The sequence below is a fragment of the Stagnihabitans sp. genome (genome assembly GCF_964946895.1).
This window is the reverse complement of the sequence record NZ_CBBQHX010000067.1, coordinates 1-12,486: the sequence shown is the minus strand read 5'-3', so window position 1 is coordinate 12,486 and position 12,486 is coordinate 1. Positions and strand designations below refer to the sequence as shown.

At 64.3% G+C, this 12,486-nt stretch carries 18 protein-coding genes and 2 riboswitches; of the genes, 13 read left to right on the top strand and 5 right to left on the bottom strand.

What is annotated here, in order from left to right:
• From AC1Y2B_RS22510 to ribA, 13 genes are all read left to right on the top strand, one after another.
• A partial coding sequence (locus tag AC1Y2B_RS22510) for a NosD domain-containing protein (protein WP_482255369.1) occupies positions 1-714 on the top strand: 714 nt, incomplete at its 5' end.
• A complete protein-coding gene (locus AC1Y2B_RS22505) occupies positions 680-1,576 on the top strand; it encodes an ABC transporter ATP-binding protein (protein WP_482255368.1) in 897 nt (298 codons plus the stop codon). The genes AC1Y2B_RS22510 and AC1Y2B_RS22505, both read left to right, overlap by 35 nt.
• Complete coding sequence (locus tag AC1Y2B_RS22500) at positions 1,573-2,394, top strand: ABC transporter permease (RefSeq protein ID WP_482255367.1); 822 nt, start codon at positions 1,573-1,575, stop codon at positions 2,392-2,394. The genes AC1Y2B_RS22505 and AC1Y2B_RS22500 overlap by 4 nt, the downstream gene beginning before the upstream one ends.
• On the top strand, positions 2,391-2,672 hold the full coding sequence (locus AC1Y2B_RS22495) for a nitrous oxide reductase accessory protein NosL (RefSeq protein ID WP_482255366.1): 282 nt from the start codon (positions 2,391-2,393) through the stop codon (positions 2,670-2,672). Before AC1Y2B_RS22500 ends, AC1Y2B_RS22495 begins: the two co-directional genes overlap by 4 nt.
• Positions 2,673-2,701: 29 nt before the next feature.
• Complete coding sequence (locus AC1Y2B_RS22490) at positions 2,702-3,571, top strand: FAD:protein FMN transferase (protein WP_482255365.1); 870 nt, start codon at positions 2,702-2,704, stop codon at positions 3,569-3,571.
• Positions 3,572-3,606: 35 nt separating this feature from the next.
• The gene (locus AC1Y2B_RS22485; RefSeq protein WP_482255364.1) at positions 3,607-3,996 is read left to right on the top strand and encodes a c-type cytochrome; all 390 of its coding nucleotides are present in this window, start codon (positions 3,607-3,609) and stop codon (positions 3,994-3,996) included.
• 151 nt (positions 3,997-4,147) lie between these two features.
• Positions 4,148-4,561, top strand: coding sequence for a group III truncated hemoglobin (locus AC1Y2B_RS22480; RefSeq protein WP_482255363.1), 414 nt, complete (start codon positions 4,148-4,150; stop codon positions 4,559-4,561).
• An 18-nt stretch (positions 4,562-4,579) separates the two neighbouring features.
• Positions 4,580-4,861, top strand: a complete 282-nt coding sequence (locus AC1Y2B_RS22475; protein WP_482255362.1) for a nitronate monooxygenase — start codon at positions 4,580-4,582, stop codon at positions 4,859-4,861.
• Positions 4,830-5,597: an NAD(P)H-dependent flavin oxidoreductase gene (locus AC1Y2B_RS22470; RefSeq protein ID WP_482255361.1), complete on the top strand. Its 768-nt coding sequence runs from the start codon at positions 4,830-4,832 to the stop codon at positions 5,595-5,597. The genes AC1Y2B_RS22475 and AC1Y2B_RS22470 overlap by 32 nt, the downstream gene beginning before the upstream one ends.
• Positions 5,594-6,517: a 5-formyltetrahydrofolate cyclo-ligase gene (locus AC1Y2B_RS22465; protein ID WP_482255360.1), complete on the top strand. Its 924-nt coding sequence runs from the start codon at positions 5,594-5,596 to the stop codon at positions 6,515-6,517. The genes AC1Y2B_RS22470 and AC1Y2B_RS22465 overlap by 4 nt, the downstream gene beginning before the upstream one ends.
• Positions 6,518-6,854: 337 nt before the next feature.
• Positions 6,855-6,996, top strand: a riboswitch (FMN riboswitch).
• An 82-nt stretch (positions 6,997-7,078) separates the two neighbouring features.
• Positions 7,079-8,074: a bifunctional diaminohydroxyphosphoribosylaminopyrimidine deaminase/5-amino-6-(5-phosphoribosylamino)uracil reductase RibD gene (gene ribD, locus AC1Y2B_RS22460; protein WP_482255359.1), complete on the top strand. Its 996-nt coding sequence runs from the start codon at positions 7,079-7,081 to the stop codon at positions 8,072-8,074.
• A 15-nt stretch (positions 8,075-8,089) separates the two neighbouring features.
• Positions 8,090-8,695: a riboflavin synthase gene (locus tag AC1Y2B_RS22455; RefSeq protein WP_482255358.1), complete on the top strand. Its 606-nt coding sequence runs from the start codon at positions 8,090-8,092 to the stop codon at positions 8,693-8,695.
• On the top strand, positions 8,677-9,315 hold the full coding sequence (gene ribA / locus AC1Y2B_RS22450; RefSeq protein ID WP_482255357.1) for a GTP cyclohydrolase II: 639 nt from the start codon (positions 8,677-8,679) through the stop codon (positions 9,313-9,315). The genes AC1Y2B_RS22455 and ribA overlap by 19 nt, the downstream gene beginning before the upstream one ends.
• 48 nt (positions 9,316-9,363) lie before the next feature.
• Here the strand turns inward: ribA and AC1Y2B_RS22445 are convergent, their stop codons facing one another.
• The 5 genes from AC1Y2B_RS22445 to AC1Y2B_RS22425 all read right to left on the bottom strand — a co-directional run.
• A complete protein-coding gene (locus AC1Y2B_RS22445) occupies positions 9,364-9,840 on the bottom strand; it encodes a 6,7-dimethyl-8-ribityllumazine synthase (protein ID WP_482255356.1) in 477 nt (158 codons plus the stop codon).
• Between the two features lie 75 nt (positions 9,841-9,915).
• Positions 9,916-10,044: riboswitch (FMN riboswitch) on the bottom strand.
• 298 nt (positions 10,045-10,342) lie between these two features.
• Positions 10,343-11,119 (bottom strand): molybdate ABC transporter substrate-binding protein, encoded by a 777-nt coding sequence (gene modA / locus AC1Y2B_RS22440; RefSeq protein WP_482255355.1) that lies wholly within the window; start codon positions 11,117-11,119, stop codon positions 10,343-10,345.
• Positions 11,120-11,184: 65 nt separating this feature from the next.
• Complete coding sequence (locus tag AC1Y2B_RS22435) at positions 11,185-11,568, bottom strand: winged helix-turn-helix domain-containing protein (RefSeq protein WP_482255354.1); 384 nt, start codon at positions 11,566-11,568, stop codon at positions 11,185-11,187.
• A 181-nt stretch (positions 11,569-11,749) separates the two neighbouring features.
• Positions 11,750-12,169 carry a polysaccharide deacetylase family protein gene (locus AC1Y2B_RS22430; protein ID WP_482255353.1) on the bottom strand — a complete coding sequence of 140 codons (420 nt, stop codon included), beginning with the start codon at positions 12,167-12,169 and terminating at the stop codon, positions 11,750-11,752.
• 113 nt (positions 12,170-12,282) lie between these two features.
• On the bottom strand, positions 12,283-12,486 hold a 204-nt coding region (locus AC1Y2B_RS22425), incomplete at its 5' end, for a hypothetical protein (protein WP_482255352.1).

Here is a 12,486-nt window from a genome sequence, read left to right as displayed (position 1 = left end):
CACTACATGTACACCCGCGACAGTGAGGTGTCGGGCAACATCTCGATCGGCAACCATCTGGGTTTCGCCATCATGTTTTCCGACCATGTGAAGGTCACGGGCAACATGTCCTTGGGTGACCGTGACCATGGGCTGATGATCAACGCGTCAAACTATTCTGGCTTCTCGGGCAATCTGGTGAAGGGTGCCGCCAAATGCACCTTCATCTATGACGCCAACAAGAACCTGTTCGTCGGCAATCGGTTCGAGGGCTGCGACATCGGCATCCACTTCACCGCGGGGTCGGAAGGCAACGCCATGACCGGCAACGCCTTCATCGGCAACCGCACGCAGGTGAAATACATAGGATCCCGCAACATGGAATGGAGCTTCCAAGGTCGTGGGAACTTCTGGTCCGACCATCCGGTGTTTGACCTGAACGGCGACGGCTATGCCGACAGCCCGTTCCACCCCAATGACCTGATGGACAGCATCCTGTGGTCGCAACCGGCGGCTTCCCTGCTGATGGGGTCCCCCGCCGTGCAGCTGATCCGATGGAGCCAATCTTCCTTCCCCGCCATCCTTCCCGGTGGCGTGATCGACAGCCACCCGCTGATGACCGCCCCCGTGATCGAAATCCCCGCCAAGAATGCCGCGATGGAGGCCCTTGTGGCCGACCGCTGGCTGAAAGAACCCTCGCATGACGCCGACTCTGACGCTGCAATGTCTGACTAAGACCTACGGCGGGCAGCGCGCCCTGTCCGAGGTCTCGCTGTCCGTCGCCCCCGGCGAGCGGGTTGCACTGCTTGGCCACAATGGTGCCGGCAAATCGACGATGATGAAGATCATCCTCGGCCTGATCCACTACGATTCCGGCGAAATAACCGTAACGGGTGCGGCGCCGGGGTCAGCAGCCGCCCGCGTCGGTGTTGCCTATCTACCCGAGAACGCTGCCTTTCATTCGTCCCTCACCGGGATGGAGCAGTTGCGCCATTACCTTGCCCTGCGCGGTGAAAATCCCGCCTTGGCGATGGGATTGCTGGAGCGGGTGGGTCTGGGGCATGCCGCCCGCCGGCGCATCGGCACTTATTCCAAAGGCATGCGTCAGCGCGTCGGCCTTGCTCAAACCCTGATCGGCAAGCCGCGTCTGCTGGTGCTGGATGAACCGACCTCGGGCCTCGACCCCGTCTCGCGCCGCGATTTCTACGAACTGCTGGACGGGCTTGTGGCAGATGGCGCGTCAATCCTTCTGTCCTCGCACGCCCTGACCGAGGTCGAGGCGCGCACCGACCGAATCCTGATCCTGTCTGGCGGCGTTTTGGTGGCCGAAGGCACCCTGTCCGACCTGCGCAAGCGCGCGGACCTTCCCGTGACCTTCCACGTCACGCCCTGCCAAGGGGCCGAGGCCGAGGTGGCCCTTGCCCTGCCTGAAGCCACCCTTGCCGCTGGCATCCTGTCGCTGACCTGCAAGCAGGAAGACAAGCTGCGCATTTTGGCCCGCATCTCCGATCTTGGCAGCAAGATCGCGGATATCGACGTGCAGCCGCCCTCGCTGGAAGACATCTACGGCCATTTCAGCAAAAGGGCCGGGCAATGAGCCGCATCCTTGCCACCTGCGGCACCGAGTTCCGCATTGCCCTTCGCAACCGCTGGGTCGCCATATCCATCGCGATGATGGCGCTGTTTTCAGTGGTGCTGACGGCGGCGGGCTCCTCTGCCACCGGCACCATCGGGGCGGACCCGTTGTCGGTCGTCGTTGCCAGTCTGACCAGTCTCGCGGTCTATCTGGTGCCCTTGGTCGCCCTGCTCATGTCGTTCGACGCCATTGCCGGCGAGGTGGAGCGTGGTACGCTGCCGCTGTTGCTGACCTATCCGGTGTCACGCCCGGAAATCCTGCTTGGCAAGCTGCTGGCGCATCTGGCGATCCTGACCCTTGCCGTGGTCGTGGGCTACGGTATCGCCGCCGTTGTCGCACTGTCAGACGATCCGACTGCGGTGGCGGGCCTAACCTCGCTGTGGCGGCTGACGTGGTCGTCGGTTCTTTTGGGAGCGACATTCATTGGCGTCGGCTATGCCGCCTCGGCTGTGGCGCGCAGGCCGTCGGGGGCCGCCGGGCTGGCGATTGGGCTGTGGCTGGGGCTGATCGTGCTTTATGATCTGGCTCTGCTGTCTGGCATAGTCGCCGACAATGGCGGCATCTTCACCACCAAAGTCTTTCCGCTGGCCTTGCTCGCCAATCCAGCCGACGCGTTCCGGCTCTACAACCTTGCCGCATCCCAAGCCACCTCTGCCGCTGCCGGAGTGGCGGGGGCCGCCAACACGATCCCGGTCTGGGCCTCGCTGACGTCCATTGTGTTGTGGCCGATCGCGGCGTTGGCCCTAGCCACCGCAGCCTTTCGCAAGGTGACCCCATGAAACGCCTTGTCCTCGCCCTCCTCCTTCTGACTGCCTGCAAAGAGCAGGCCCCTATCCCTTTGCCAGTCGCCATGACCGCCGATTCAACGGGGTACTTCTGCCAGATGGACATTCTGGGCCACCCCGGCCCCAAGGCACAGGTCCACCTTGCCACATATCCCGGCAAGCCCCTGTTCTTCAGCCAGGTCAAGGACGCGGTGGCCTACCTCAGGATGCCCGAGCAGATCGACACCGTCACCGTCACCTATGTCAGCGACATGGGTGCCGCGCCACCCTGACTCGCCGCCGCTTTCTGACCCTGTCTGCCGTGGCCGCCCTGCCTCTGTCCTTTCCGGCCCGGGCAGCCCAGATCCCGCAATGGCACGGAACAGCCCTCGGGGCCGAGGCCGAAATCTCCCTCGACCACCCGGACGCCCCCGCCATCATCGCCCGCGCGCTGGCCGAGATCACCCGGCTGGAGAGCATCTTCAGCCTGTACCGCGCCGACTCGGCCCTGTCGCAGGTGAACGCCACAGGCCGACTGGATGCGCCGCCCTTCGAACTGCTGGAGTGTCTTGCGCTGTGCTCCCGCGTTCACGCCGCAACTGCGGGATTGTTCGATCCGACGGTTCAGCCCCTATGGCAACTTTACGCGACCAGCTTTGCTGCAGGCAGGGCCCCCACCGCCGCGCAGATCAGCGCCCTTCTGCCGCAAGTCGGTCTGCACCGCATCACCTATGACGCCGACGCCATCGTGATTCCCGAAGGCATGGCGCTGACCCTGAACGGCGTGGCGCAAGGCTTCATCGCCGACAAGCTGGCCAAGATGCTGACGCAGGAGGGCCTGACCGACATCCTGATCAACACCGGCGAATTCCGCGCCCTTGGCCAGATGCCCGGCGCCAAGGGCTGGCCGGTCAAACTGGCCAGCGGAGGCGAGGTCAATCTGGCCTCACGCGCCTTGGCCACTTCCGCGCCGCTTGGGACAGTGTTTGATGCCAAGGGCACGGTCGGCCATATCCTGAAACCCGCCACCGGCCTGCCCGCCGCCGCGCTTTGGACTTCAATCTCGATCAGCGCACCGTCGTCCGCACTGGCCGATGCCCTGTCGACCGCCGCCTGCCTGATGCCGGATCGCACCGCGATCCTCGCTGCCGTGACCCAGTTCCCCGACACCCGGATCGAAGCCCTCGTCTGATCCGGACACTTCCCCAACCCACGAAGGACACCGCGATGAAAACCCTGACCCTTGCCGCTGCCCCCGCCTTTGCGGCGGGTGATGCCACCAAGGGCGCCGATGATTTCAAACGCTGCAAGGCCTGCCATTCCATCGTGGCCCCCGATGGCACGGCCGTACAAAAAGGTGGCAAGACCGGCCCGAACCTTTACGGCGTGATCGGTCGCAAGGTCGCCAGCTATCCGGATTTCAAATATGGCGACTCGATCACCGCCGCCGCCGCCAAGGGCCTCATCTGGGACGAGGCGATGGTGGCCGCCTATGTCACCGACCCAACCGCCTGGCTGAAGACCCAGACCGGCGATGACAAGGCCGTGGCGAAGATGACCTTCAAGATGGCCACCGGCGGCGAGGATGTTGCGGCCTATCTTGCCTCGATCAAATAAGCACCTGTCCCCGGCAGGCCGTACCCGGCTTGCCGGGGTTCAACACGCCTCAAGCGGGCCGCTGCCCGCCCATCGCAGGACCCCCAGATGACAAGCATGACGTCCCCACCCGCCCAGACGGCCAGAGCAGACGGCCAGCGCCCGTCCTGCCATGACCGCCGACCTGATGGCGCACACGGGGTTGAACGACGCCATGCTGGCCCGGCTGGTGCACGGCTTTTACGACAGGGTGCGTTCGGACCCTCTGTTACGCCCGGTCTTTGCCGACCGCATCACCGACTGGGCCCCGCATCTGGCCAAGATTGTGGACTTCTGGTCCTCGGTCGCATTGATGACCGGGCGCTATCACGGCCAGCCGATGCCCAAACACCTGCTCCTGCCCGTCGAGGGCGCGCATTTTACCCGCTGGCTGGACCTGTTCCGCCAATCCGCAGTCGAGGTTTGCCCTCCTGCCGGTGCCGCCTGGGTGATCGAGCGGGCCGAGCGGATCGCAGGCTCGATCCACATGAACATTCTGGACGCCCGCAACGCCCATGGCACCGCGGGCCCCCCCCCAAGGCTTTAACCCCGAAGAAGACGTGCCATGCCAGATCATCCGTTGCATACCCCCGTCTGTTCGCTTCTGGGCTGTGATGTGCCGATCCTTCTGGCCGGGATGGGCGGCGTCGCGCGGTCGGATCTGGTGGTCGCAGTGGCGCAGGCCGGCGGCTTCGGCATCCTTGGCATGGTGCGCGAAACCCCTGCCCTGATCGCTGCCGAAATTGCGGCGGTGCGGGCTAGAACCGCCCGGCCCTTTGCGGTGAACCTGATCCCGGCAGCCACCGGGCCCCACTTTGCTGGCCGCCGAATTGCAGGTCTGCTTTGACCACAAGGTTCCGGCCATGTGCTTCTTCTGGGACGTGGTGCCCGACGCCATCGCCAAGGCCAAGTCGGCGGGATGTCTGGTTCTGCATCAGGTCGGGTCCTTGTCTGCGGCCAAGGCGGCAGAGGCGGCCGGGGTCGATGTGCTGATCGTGCAAGGGGTCGAGGCCGGTGGCCACATCCATGGCACCGTGGCAGCCCTGATAGTGGTGGAACAGGTCGCGCGCGCCACCACGCTGCCCGTCATCGCCTCGGGCGGGTTTGCCACCGGGGCCAGCCTGATTGCCGCGCTGGCTCTTGGTGCGCAGGGCATCCACTGTGGCACGGCGTTTCTGGCCACGCAGGACTCCTTCGCCCATGACGACCACAAGGCGCGGGTTCTGGCGGCCCAGGCCGAGGATACCGTCTACACCGATGCCTTCGCGCTGAACTGGCCGCCCCATTCCCCGGTTCGCGTGATCGGCAACTCGGTAACGCGGGCCTTGGGCCATGACCTGATGGGCCACCACCCCGATCGCCTCCCGCGGGAGGTGATTGCCTGGGACGATGGGCGCCCGCTGCTGAAATGCTCCACCGACTCGCCGCTGCGCACCACGACCGGGGATCTGGAAGCAATGGCCGCCTTTGCCGGCCAAAGCGTGGCGCTGATCAACAGCCTGCCCTCGGCGGCGGGCCGCATCACCACGATCCTGTCACAAGCCCGGGCCGCGCTGGCATGGCTGCAAGGGATGACATCATGAAGCCTCCCGCCTCGCCCCCCTGTCTTGCGGCCGCGTTCGACCCTGCCACTGTCGACGCTGAACAGGCCCGGGATGTGTCGATCTGGCGCAGGGCCGAACCCCACCGCCTGCTGGCCGAACGCGCCGCCATGACGGTCGAGGCACGGCATGCCGCCGCGCTGGCGGTGGTCGACCATCTGGATTGGGCGCTGACTAACCGGTTCGGGGACCTGCACGGGCTGACGATTTCGGCCTGGTGGCCGATCAAGGCCGAACTCAACCTGCGCAACTGGCTGGCCGGTCTGGAGGCCCGAGGCGCACGCGCGGCGCTGCCTGTCGTTGTCACCCAGGGTGCAGCGCTGGTCTTTCGCTCCTGGACCCCAACGGCCCGGATGGAGCGCGGCGTCTGGAACATCCCCGTACCCGCCGAAGGGCCAGAGGTGCGCCCCCACATCGCCGGCAAAGCCGATGGCCTTGCGATTGCGCGCAATCACGGGACGCGGATCGCGCCAGCGGGCGGCAACAAACACTCGGGGATGGGGCGGGAAGGCCGCAAGACGCGGCTGGACCATGGCTGGCACGCCATGAGGTGTTGGTTCTTTACAGCCCAAAGGCGCCCTCGACATCCGATCCGGAAGCGGGGGGGCTGCCGCCCCCCCCGCACCCCCCTGCCCGGAGGAGGGGCTCGCCCCTCCTGCCGGACCTCCACCCAGGATATTTGTACAAGTCTGAAAGGGGCAGCAGAAGAGAAGGTTTCGGCGACATTGGCGGCTTTGGCGAGTGTGGCGGAGCATGGCCCTATGGTGAGCCGTCGGCGATGCGCCATGCCCTTGGGCAGGTCCATCGGGGCGATTGCGACCAGAAGCCGGGAAGGATTGGCAGGATGCCGTTTGCCTCTCTTTGGGGGGGGCAGGTCGAGGTCTGGCGGCACAGCGATCTGATCGTGCACGCGGGCAAGGGGCAGCGCGGCGGGATAATGGGCCCAAAAGGCGGGTTGGCTGCGGCTGCGCAATCGTTAAGAAAGTCCTGACAAAATTCTGAATATATATTCAAAACATATAGATACACTGGATTGCACGCGTGCAATCCACCCCGCTTTCACGCGGCCGACCCGGCCATTCCCTTCCCCGCGGAACAAAGGCTTCCCCGGTGGCCGAAGGGTCCCAAACGCCGTTGTCAGGGCCCGGATCTCGCCTTGGATTGCCATTTGCCTCACAGGCAAGGATTTCAGGCATCATGGCCCCCTTGCCCTGACGCCAAGCTCGGCCTAGGTCATTCAGACGTTCTCAGGGCGGGGTGTGATTCCCCACCGGCGGTAATGGCCTTGGCCTAGCCCGCGAGCGCCTTCCTTGCGGAAGGGTCAGCAGACACCGGTGTGATCCCGGGGCCGACGGTATAGTCCGGATGGAAGAGAACAGACCGACGCGCGCAGCCCCTGACTTCGGGGGCAGCGTCGTTGGCCTGTGCGTCCCTGACACGCGGTGGTGGATCGGGGAAGGCGCATGACGCGGGACATGACTTCAAATGACACAAGGGCAGCCGTTCTGGCGGCGGCGTTTCGTGATGCCTTGACCCTGGCGGCGACGACAGAAGGTGCCACGGCACCGAACCCCTCCGTGGCTTGCGTGCTTCTGGATGCAGCGGGGCAAACCCTGATCGCCGCCGCCCATCCCGGCACCGGCCAACCGCATGCCGAAGCGCTGGCCATCACTTTGGCGCGGCAGGCAGGGGTGGCCGACAAGATCGCCACCGTGATCGTCACGCTGGAGCCCTGCAACCACCACGGTCGAACCGGCCCCTGCACGGAAGCAATCCTGACCACGCCGGCGCGTGAGGTCTGGTATGCCGTGCCCGACCCCAACCCGCTGGCATCCGGCGGGGCCGAGCGGTTGCGGGGGGCGGGGCTGGCGGTTCACGCGCTGCAGGAATTGGACCATCCCGAACGGCCGACCCTGCTCGACGATGCAACGCGGCTTCTGGCGCCCTTTGCAAGCCGGGTGCAACGCGGACGACCTTTCATCACTGTCAAGCAGGCGCTGGACACATCAGGCAGCATGATCCCACCGCCGGGGCAAAAGACCTTCACCGGACCACAGGCTCTGACGCTGGCCCACCGTCTGCGCCGCAGGGCCGACGCAATCCTGACTGGGTCGGGCACCGTGCTGGCCGACCGCGCGGCCTTCACCGTGCGCCACGTCCCCGACATTCCCGGCAAAGCGCGCATCTTGTGCATTCTTGACGGAAGGGCACGCGTGGACGCCGCCTATCTGCAGGAAGCACGCCAGCGCGGCTTTCGTCCGGTGATCGCCAGCGACCTGATCACAGCCCTGCAAGACCTCGCGGCGCAGGGCTGCAACGAAGTGCTGGTCGAAGCCGGGCCGGCGCTGCTGAAGACCCTGCGCGAGACCGGGCTTTGGGACGAATGGGTGCTGATCCAGCAAGGACCACCCGATCAAGGCGACCACATCACCATCACCCACAACACCCAGCCAGCCTGAAGGGAAGCGCATCACATGTTCTCTGGAATCATCGAAAACCTTGGACGGATCCGGGCAGCGGATCAGGCGGATGGCAATCTGACGCTGGACATCGAGACCGGCTTTGCCGATCTGGCCTTGGGCGAAAGCGTGGCCGTCAACGGAACCTGCCTGACCGTGGTGACCTATGACGCCACCGGCCGCGCCACCTTTTATGCCAGCCCCGAGACCCTTGCCCGCACCAATCTTGGCGCGCTGCAGGCGGGAACCGTGGTCAACCTGGAACGCGCTGTTTCCATGTCCACCCGGTTGTCGGGCCATCTGGTGCAGGGCCATGTCGATGGCCTCGCCCGGCTGGAGGCCGTGATCCCAGAAGCCGGTGCATACCGGATCGAACTGACCCTGCCGCAGGGGCTGGCGCGCTACTGTGTTGAAAAGGGTTCGATCGCGCTGGATGGCATCAGCCTGACGCTGAATGCCGTCAAGGATCTGGCCGAGGGCGGCTGCCGGATCTTCCTGACCATCATCCCACACACCTGGACACACACCAACCTGCAGACCCGCCAACCGGGTGATCTGCTCAATGTCGAATCCGACGTCATCGCCAAATATGTGGAGCGTCTATGCAAGCCCTCCCTCTGACTTCCGATCCCCGCGCTCTGGTGGAGTTCGTCGCCGTGGCGGACCTGCCGACGGTTTATTCCTCTGTCCCGTTCCGGGCGCATTCCTTCCGAAGCCGGATTGATGGGACCGAACATCTGCTGCTTGTCTCAGCCGGCAAGACCACCGGCGCGCCTTTGGTGCGGATGCATTCGGAATGCCTGACCGGCGACGCTTTCGGCTCATTGCGCTGCGATTGCGGGCCGCAGTTGCAGGAAAGCCTGCGGCGATTGGCAGCCTCGCCCGGCGGAATTCTGGTTTATCTGCGCGGCCAGGAGGGGCGCGGCATCGGGTTGGCCAACAAGATGCGCGCCTATGCCTTGCAGGACCGCGGAATGGATACGGTCGAGGCCAACCGTGCACTTGGCCTGCCCGAAGATGCCCGCGACTATGCAGAAGCGGCGGAGATGCTGCAGGCCTTGGGGGCACCCAAGATTCGGCTTCTGACCAATAATCCGGAAAAGGTGGCAGCTTTGCGCCGTCATGGGATTGATGTGACGGCCATCGAACCGCTGGTGATCGCGGCGAACCCGTTCAACGCGGGCTATCTGGACACAAAGGCCCGCAAGTTCGGCCATTCTCTGCCGCTGATGCCAGGCTAAACTCGCTGTGGTCAGGCCAACCGTGCGGCTGGCCTGACCGTGTGAACCTTACGCGGACTTGGTGCCGCCTGCCGCCAGCGAGGCGTTCAGGTCCAGCACGTGGCGGACCGCATGCGCGGCCTCTTCGCCCTTCTTGACGAAGTGGTTGCGGAAGAAGGTGGTCAGCGCCTCAACCGGCTGGAAGTTGTGCGGGGTCAGCGAGACGGAGAAGACCGGCATCCCGGTTTCCATCTGCGCGGCCATCAGCCCATCAACCACGGCGGCGGCGACGAAGTCATGCCGGTAGATCCCGCCATCCACCACCAAGGCGGCGGCGACAACGGCGTCATAGCGCCCGGTTTGCCCCAGTTTCTTGGCCAGAAGCGGCATCTCGAAGGCGCCCGGCACGTCGAAGGCGTCGATCGTGGCACCGGGCAACAGGTGCGCCGCCGCTGCGACGAAACCCTCATGCGCACGGTCGACGATGTCAGCATGCCAACGCGCCTTGATGAAGGCGATCCGAGTGGTCTTGTAAGTGTCAGTCATTTGGAACCTCTGCAAAATTGCGCTAGGTCCCAGAGCACGAGCCAAGCCCTGCACGCCCGAAAGGAGCGCGCAAGTCATGGTTCTCTTTCATCCGGACTATACCGTCGGCCCCGGAATTACACCGGATCTGCTGACCCTTCCCGAAGGAAGGCGCTCGCGGGCTATACCGCCGGTGGGGAATTGCGCCCCGCCCTGAGAACAGCTGTGTTCTAGCAGGAAAAAGCCGCACAGCAAGGCTCCGAAGGGCAGGAACGGAGGCAGAAGTCCCGCACGCGATACCGTGCGCCGCACCCTCGGCAGCCCCGAAATGGCTGGCCTTCAGGCCATCCGGGATTGCCGATGCCCGGTCTAGCACCGCCTGACGCTTGGGATCACCCGTCCCCTTTCCAAGGTTGCGCCACCGACGGCCCGGCACTCAAAGGCGAAACGCGCCGGGACAGGCGCAGCGCGTCTTTTGACGGGAAGGCGCGGAATACCTTCGCTGTTCTGGTTCCGGAGGCCCCTATTTGACGACGATGAAACCCTGCGCCGTGAAGACCGCGCCTGCGGCATCAGAGGACAGGTCATCAAGGAAGGCCTGCGCTTCGGGTGCCTTGCTGGCGGCCATGACGGCGGCAGGATAGATGATCGGCTTGTGGCTGTCTTCCGGGAAGGTGCCGACAACGCTGACCTTGTCATCGGAGATCGCGTCCGACGCATAGACGACGCCATAAGCAGCCTCTCCGGTTTCCACCAGCTTTAGGGCAGCGCGGACGTTGTCAGCCTGTGCCACTTTGGGTGCAACTGCATCCCATGCGCCAAGATTGGTCAGCGCCTCCTTGCCGTATTGGCCGGCAGGAACCGAGTCGACCAGACCCATCGCCAACTTGCTGTCACCCACCAGCTTGGCCAGATCAAACCCCTTGGCGATATCAACCTTCGCGGCGGCCTTGTCCGCTGCGACCAAGATAAGGGTGTTGCCGAGGATGGTCTTGCGGCTGTCGTCCTTGATCAGTTTGGCATCGGCCAAGGTATCCATCCACTGCTTGGAGGCGGAAATGAAGATGTCCGCCGGTGCACCGTCTTGAATCTGTTTGGCCAACTTGGCCGAAGATTCGTAAGAGATGGTCACTTTGTTGCCGGTCGATTTTTCCCAATCCGCTGCAATCGCATCCAGAGCCGTCTTCAGGCTGGAGGCCGCAAAGACGGTGATTTCCGCCGCCGAGGCAAAGCCCGGCCAAGCGAGGGCAGTGGTCAGGCCAAGCGCCAGCAGCATGGCACGACGGGTCAGAAAGGTCATGGAATCCTCCAGAAGACGATATGTTCGGCCAAACATATCATGAAGGAAGCATTGGGATGCAAGCGCTATTTCTGCGCGGAAATATCGCGAAGCATCGACTTCAGGGCCTGAATGTCCTGCGCACCGGCCCGCGCCGCCGTTTCTTCGATGGCGCGGTAAAGACGCAGCATGGTCAAACCCGCCTCTGTGACCCGCGCCCCGCCGCCGCCCGGTCCACCGCGACTGCTTTCGACCAGCGGGTCACGAAAGGCCGCGTTCATCTCTTCGACCAGCATCCAGGCGCGCTTGTAGCTCATCTTCATTTCGCGTCCGGCGGCAGAGATGGAGCCGGTGTCGCGGATCAACTCCAGCAGTTCTGCCTTGCCGGGGCCAAGCATGGCGTCGTCCCCGAAAAATATCCGAAGTTGCAGGCGGGCGGGGGGGACGGGTTTGGAGGCTGGGTCAGTCATGGCCCCAAGGTTCCGCCAAAAGCCCGGCAATGCAAGTGGCATTGTCGCCATGGAGAACCGGTGGGACAACAGCCAAATTGGGCCTGAAGCCCTTCGGCAAACGCGGCAATCCCGCGCCTGTGCCCGTCGACGAAACCAGAAACGGGAACGCCGCCAAAGTTCCGTCGATCTGTCGAACCCCTCAACTGATCCATTCCATCACGAATGGGTCACGGTCTGCCGGACCAAGCCGCTGACCATGGGAGCCAGCGCGCAACCCGACACCGTAAAGCCCACGCGGCTGTGCCAGAGGGATCGGTCGGATTTCCTTTGGGGTGGCCGGCTTTAAGCTGCCAAGATACGGCGGCCGGAACATCGGCATCCTGCGCGCAACGGTTGCGGCGATCAGCCTTGGCGTGGGATTGATTTCCAAGACGGGCGCGATACCAGAAGAGGCTGCCGTGTTGGGATGGGTGAAGGTGTGGTGTCCCACTTCATGGCCTTCGTCGACCATGCGCCGGACGAAATCGGCCGCGAATGCCGCGTTTTCACATGTCACAAAGAATGTCGCCTTCACCCCCCTTGGCGCGGATGTCCGGCGCCCTGCGGCGGTCTGGATCATGATCAAAAGTCAGTGCCTCGGAACCCGGCGGAGCCATGGCGATTGACCGTGAAGGGCACTGCAAGCGTCTGATATGTTTCGATCAACTGACCTGGATCGCAGCTTGCGTCCGCCTACATGTTGTGAAGGTCGTTAATCGGCGCTGAAATAACCTCCAGCGGAGCGCCCGTGCCTGCCAGGAAGTTATTTCGGCGCTTGGCCAAGGTTGCGAACGGGTCAGGCGCGTCTGATGCTTTGCCCGGCTGAGGCAATCTTGCCCAGATGGTGGGGTCTGCAGAGCCCAGCCGCGACATCCCATACCCCCTGAAACCCATGCG

Excerpts from the sequence above, each read along its gene's own strand:
- AC1Y2B_RS22505 (WP_482255368.1), top strand. The coding sequence starts at position 680 with ATGACGCCGACTCTGACGCTGCAATGTCTGACTAAGACCTACGGCGGG.
- AC1Y2B_RS22500 (WP_482255367.1), top strand. The coding sequence starts at position 1,573 with ATGAGCCGCATCCTTGCCACCTGCGGCACCGAGTTCCGCATTGCCCTT.
- AC1Y2B_RS22495 (WP_482255366.1), top strand. The coding sequence starts at position 2,391 with ATGAAACGCCTTGTCCTCGCCCTCCTCCTTCTGACTGCCTGCAAAGAG.
- AC1Y2B_RS22485 (WP_482255364.1), top strand. The coding sequence starts at position 3,607 with ATGAAAACCCTGACCCTTGCCGCTGCCCCCGCCTTTGCGGCGGGTGAT.
- AC1Y2B_RS22480 (WP_482255363.1), top strand. The coding sequence starts at position 4,148 with ATGACCGCCGACCTGATGGCGCACACGGGGTTGAACGACGCCATGCTG.
- AC1Y2B_RS22475 (WP_482255362.1), top strand. The coding sequence starts at position 4,580 with ATGCCAGATCATCCGTTGCATACCCCCGTCTGTTCGCTTCTGGGCTGT.
- AC1Y2B_RS22465 (WP_482255360.1), top strand. The coding sequence starts at position 5,594 with ATGAAGCCTCCCGCCTCGCCCCCCTGTCTTGCGGCCGCGTTCGACCCT.
- ribD (WP_482255359.1), top strand. The coding sequence starts at position 7,079 with ATGACGCGGGACATGACTTCAAATGACACAAGGGCAGCCGTTCTGGCG.
- AC1Y2B_RS22455 (WP_482255358.1), top strand. The coding sequence starts at position 8,090 with ATGTTCTCTGGAATCATCGAAAACCTTGGACGGATCCGGGCAGCGGAT.
- ribA (WP_482255357.1), top strand. The coding sequence starts at position 8,677 with ATGCAAGCCCTCCCTCTGACTTCCGATCCCCGCGCTCTGGTGGAGTTC.
- AC1Y2B_RS22445 (WP_482255356.1), bottom strand. The coding sequence starts at position 9,840 with ATGACTGACACTTACAAGACCACTCGGATCGCCTTCATCAAGGCGCGT.
- modA (WP_482255355.1), bottom strand. The coding sequence starts at position 11,119 with ATGACCTTTCTGACCCGTCGTGCCATGCTGCTGGCGCTTGGCCTGACC.
- AC1Y2B_RS22435 (WP_482255354.1), bottom strand. The coding sequence starts at position 11,568 with ATGACTGACCCAGCCTCCAAACCCGTCCCCCCCGCCCGCCTGCAACTT.
- AC1Y2B_RS22430 (WP_482255353.1), bottom strand. The coding sequence starts at position 12,169 with ATGATCCAGACCGCCGCAGGGCGCCGGACATCCGCGCCAAGGGGGGTG.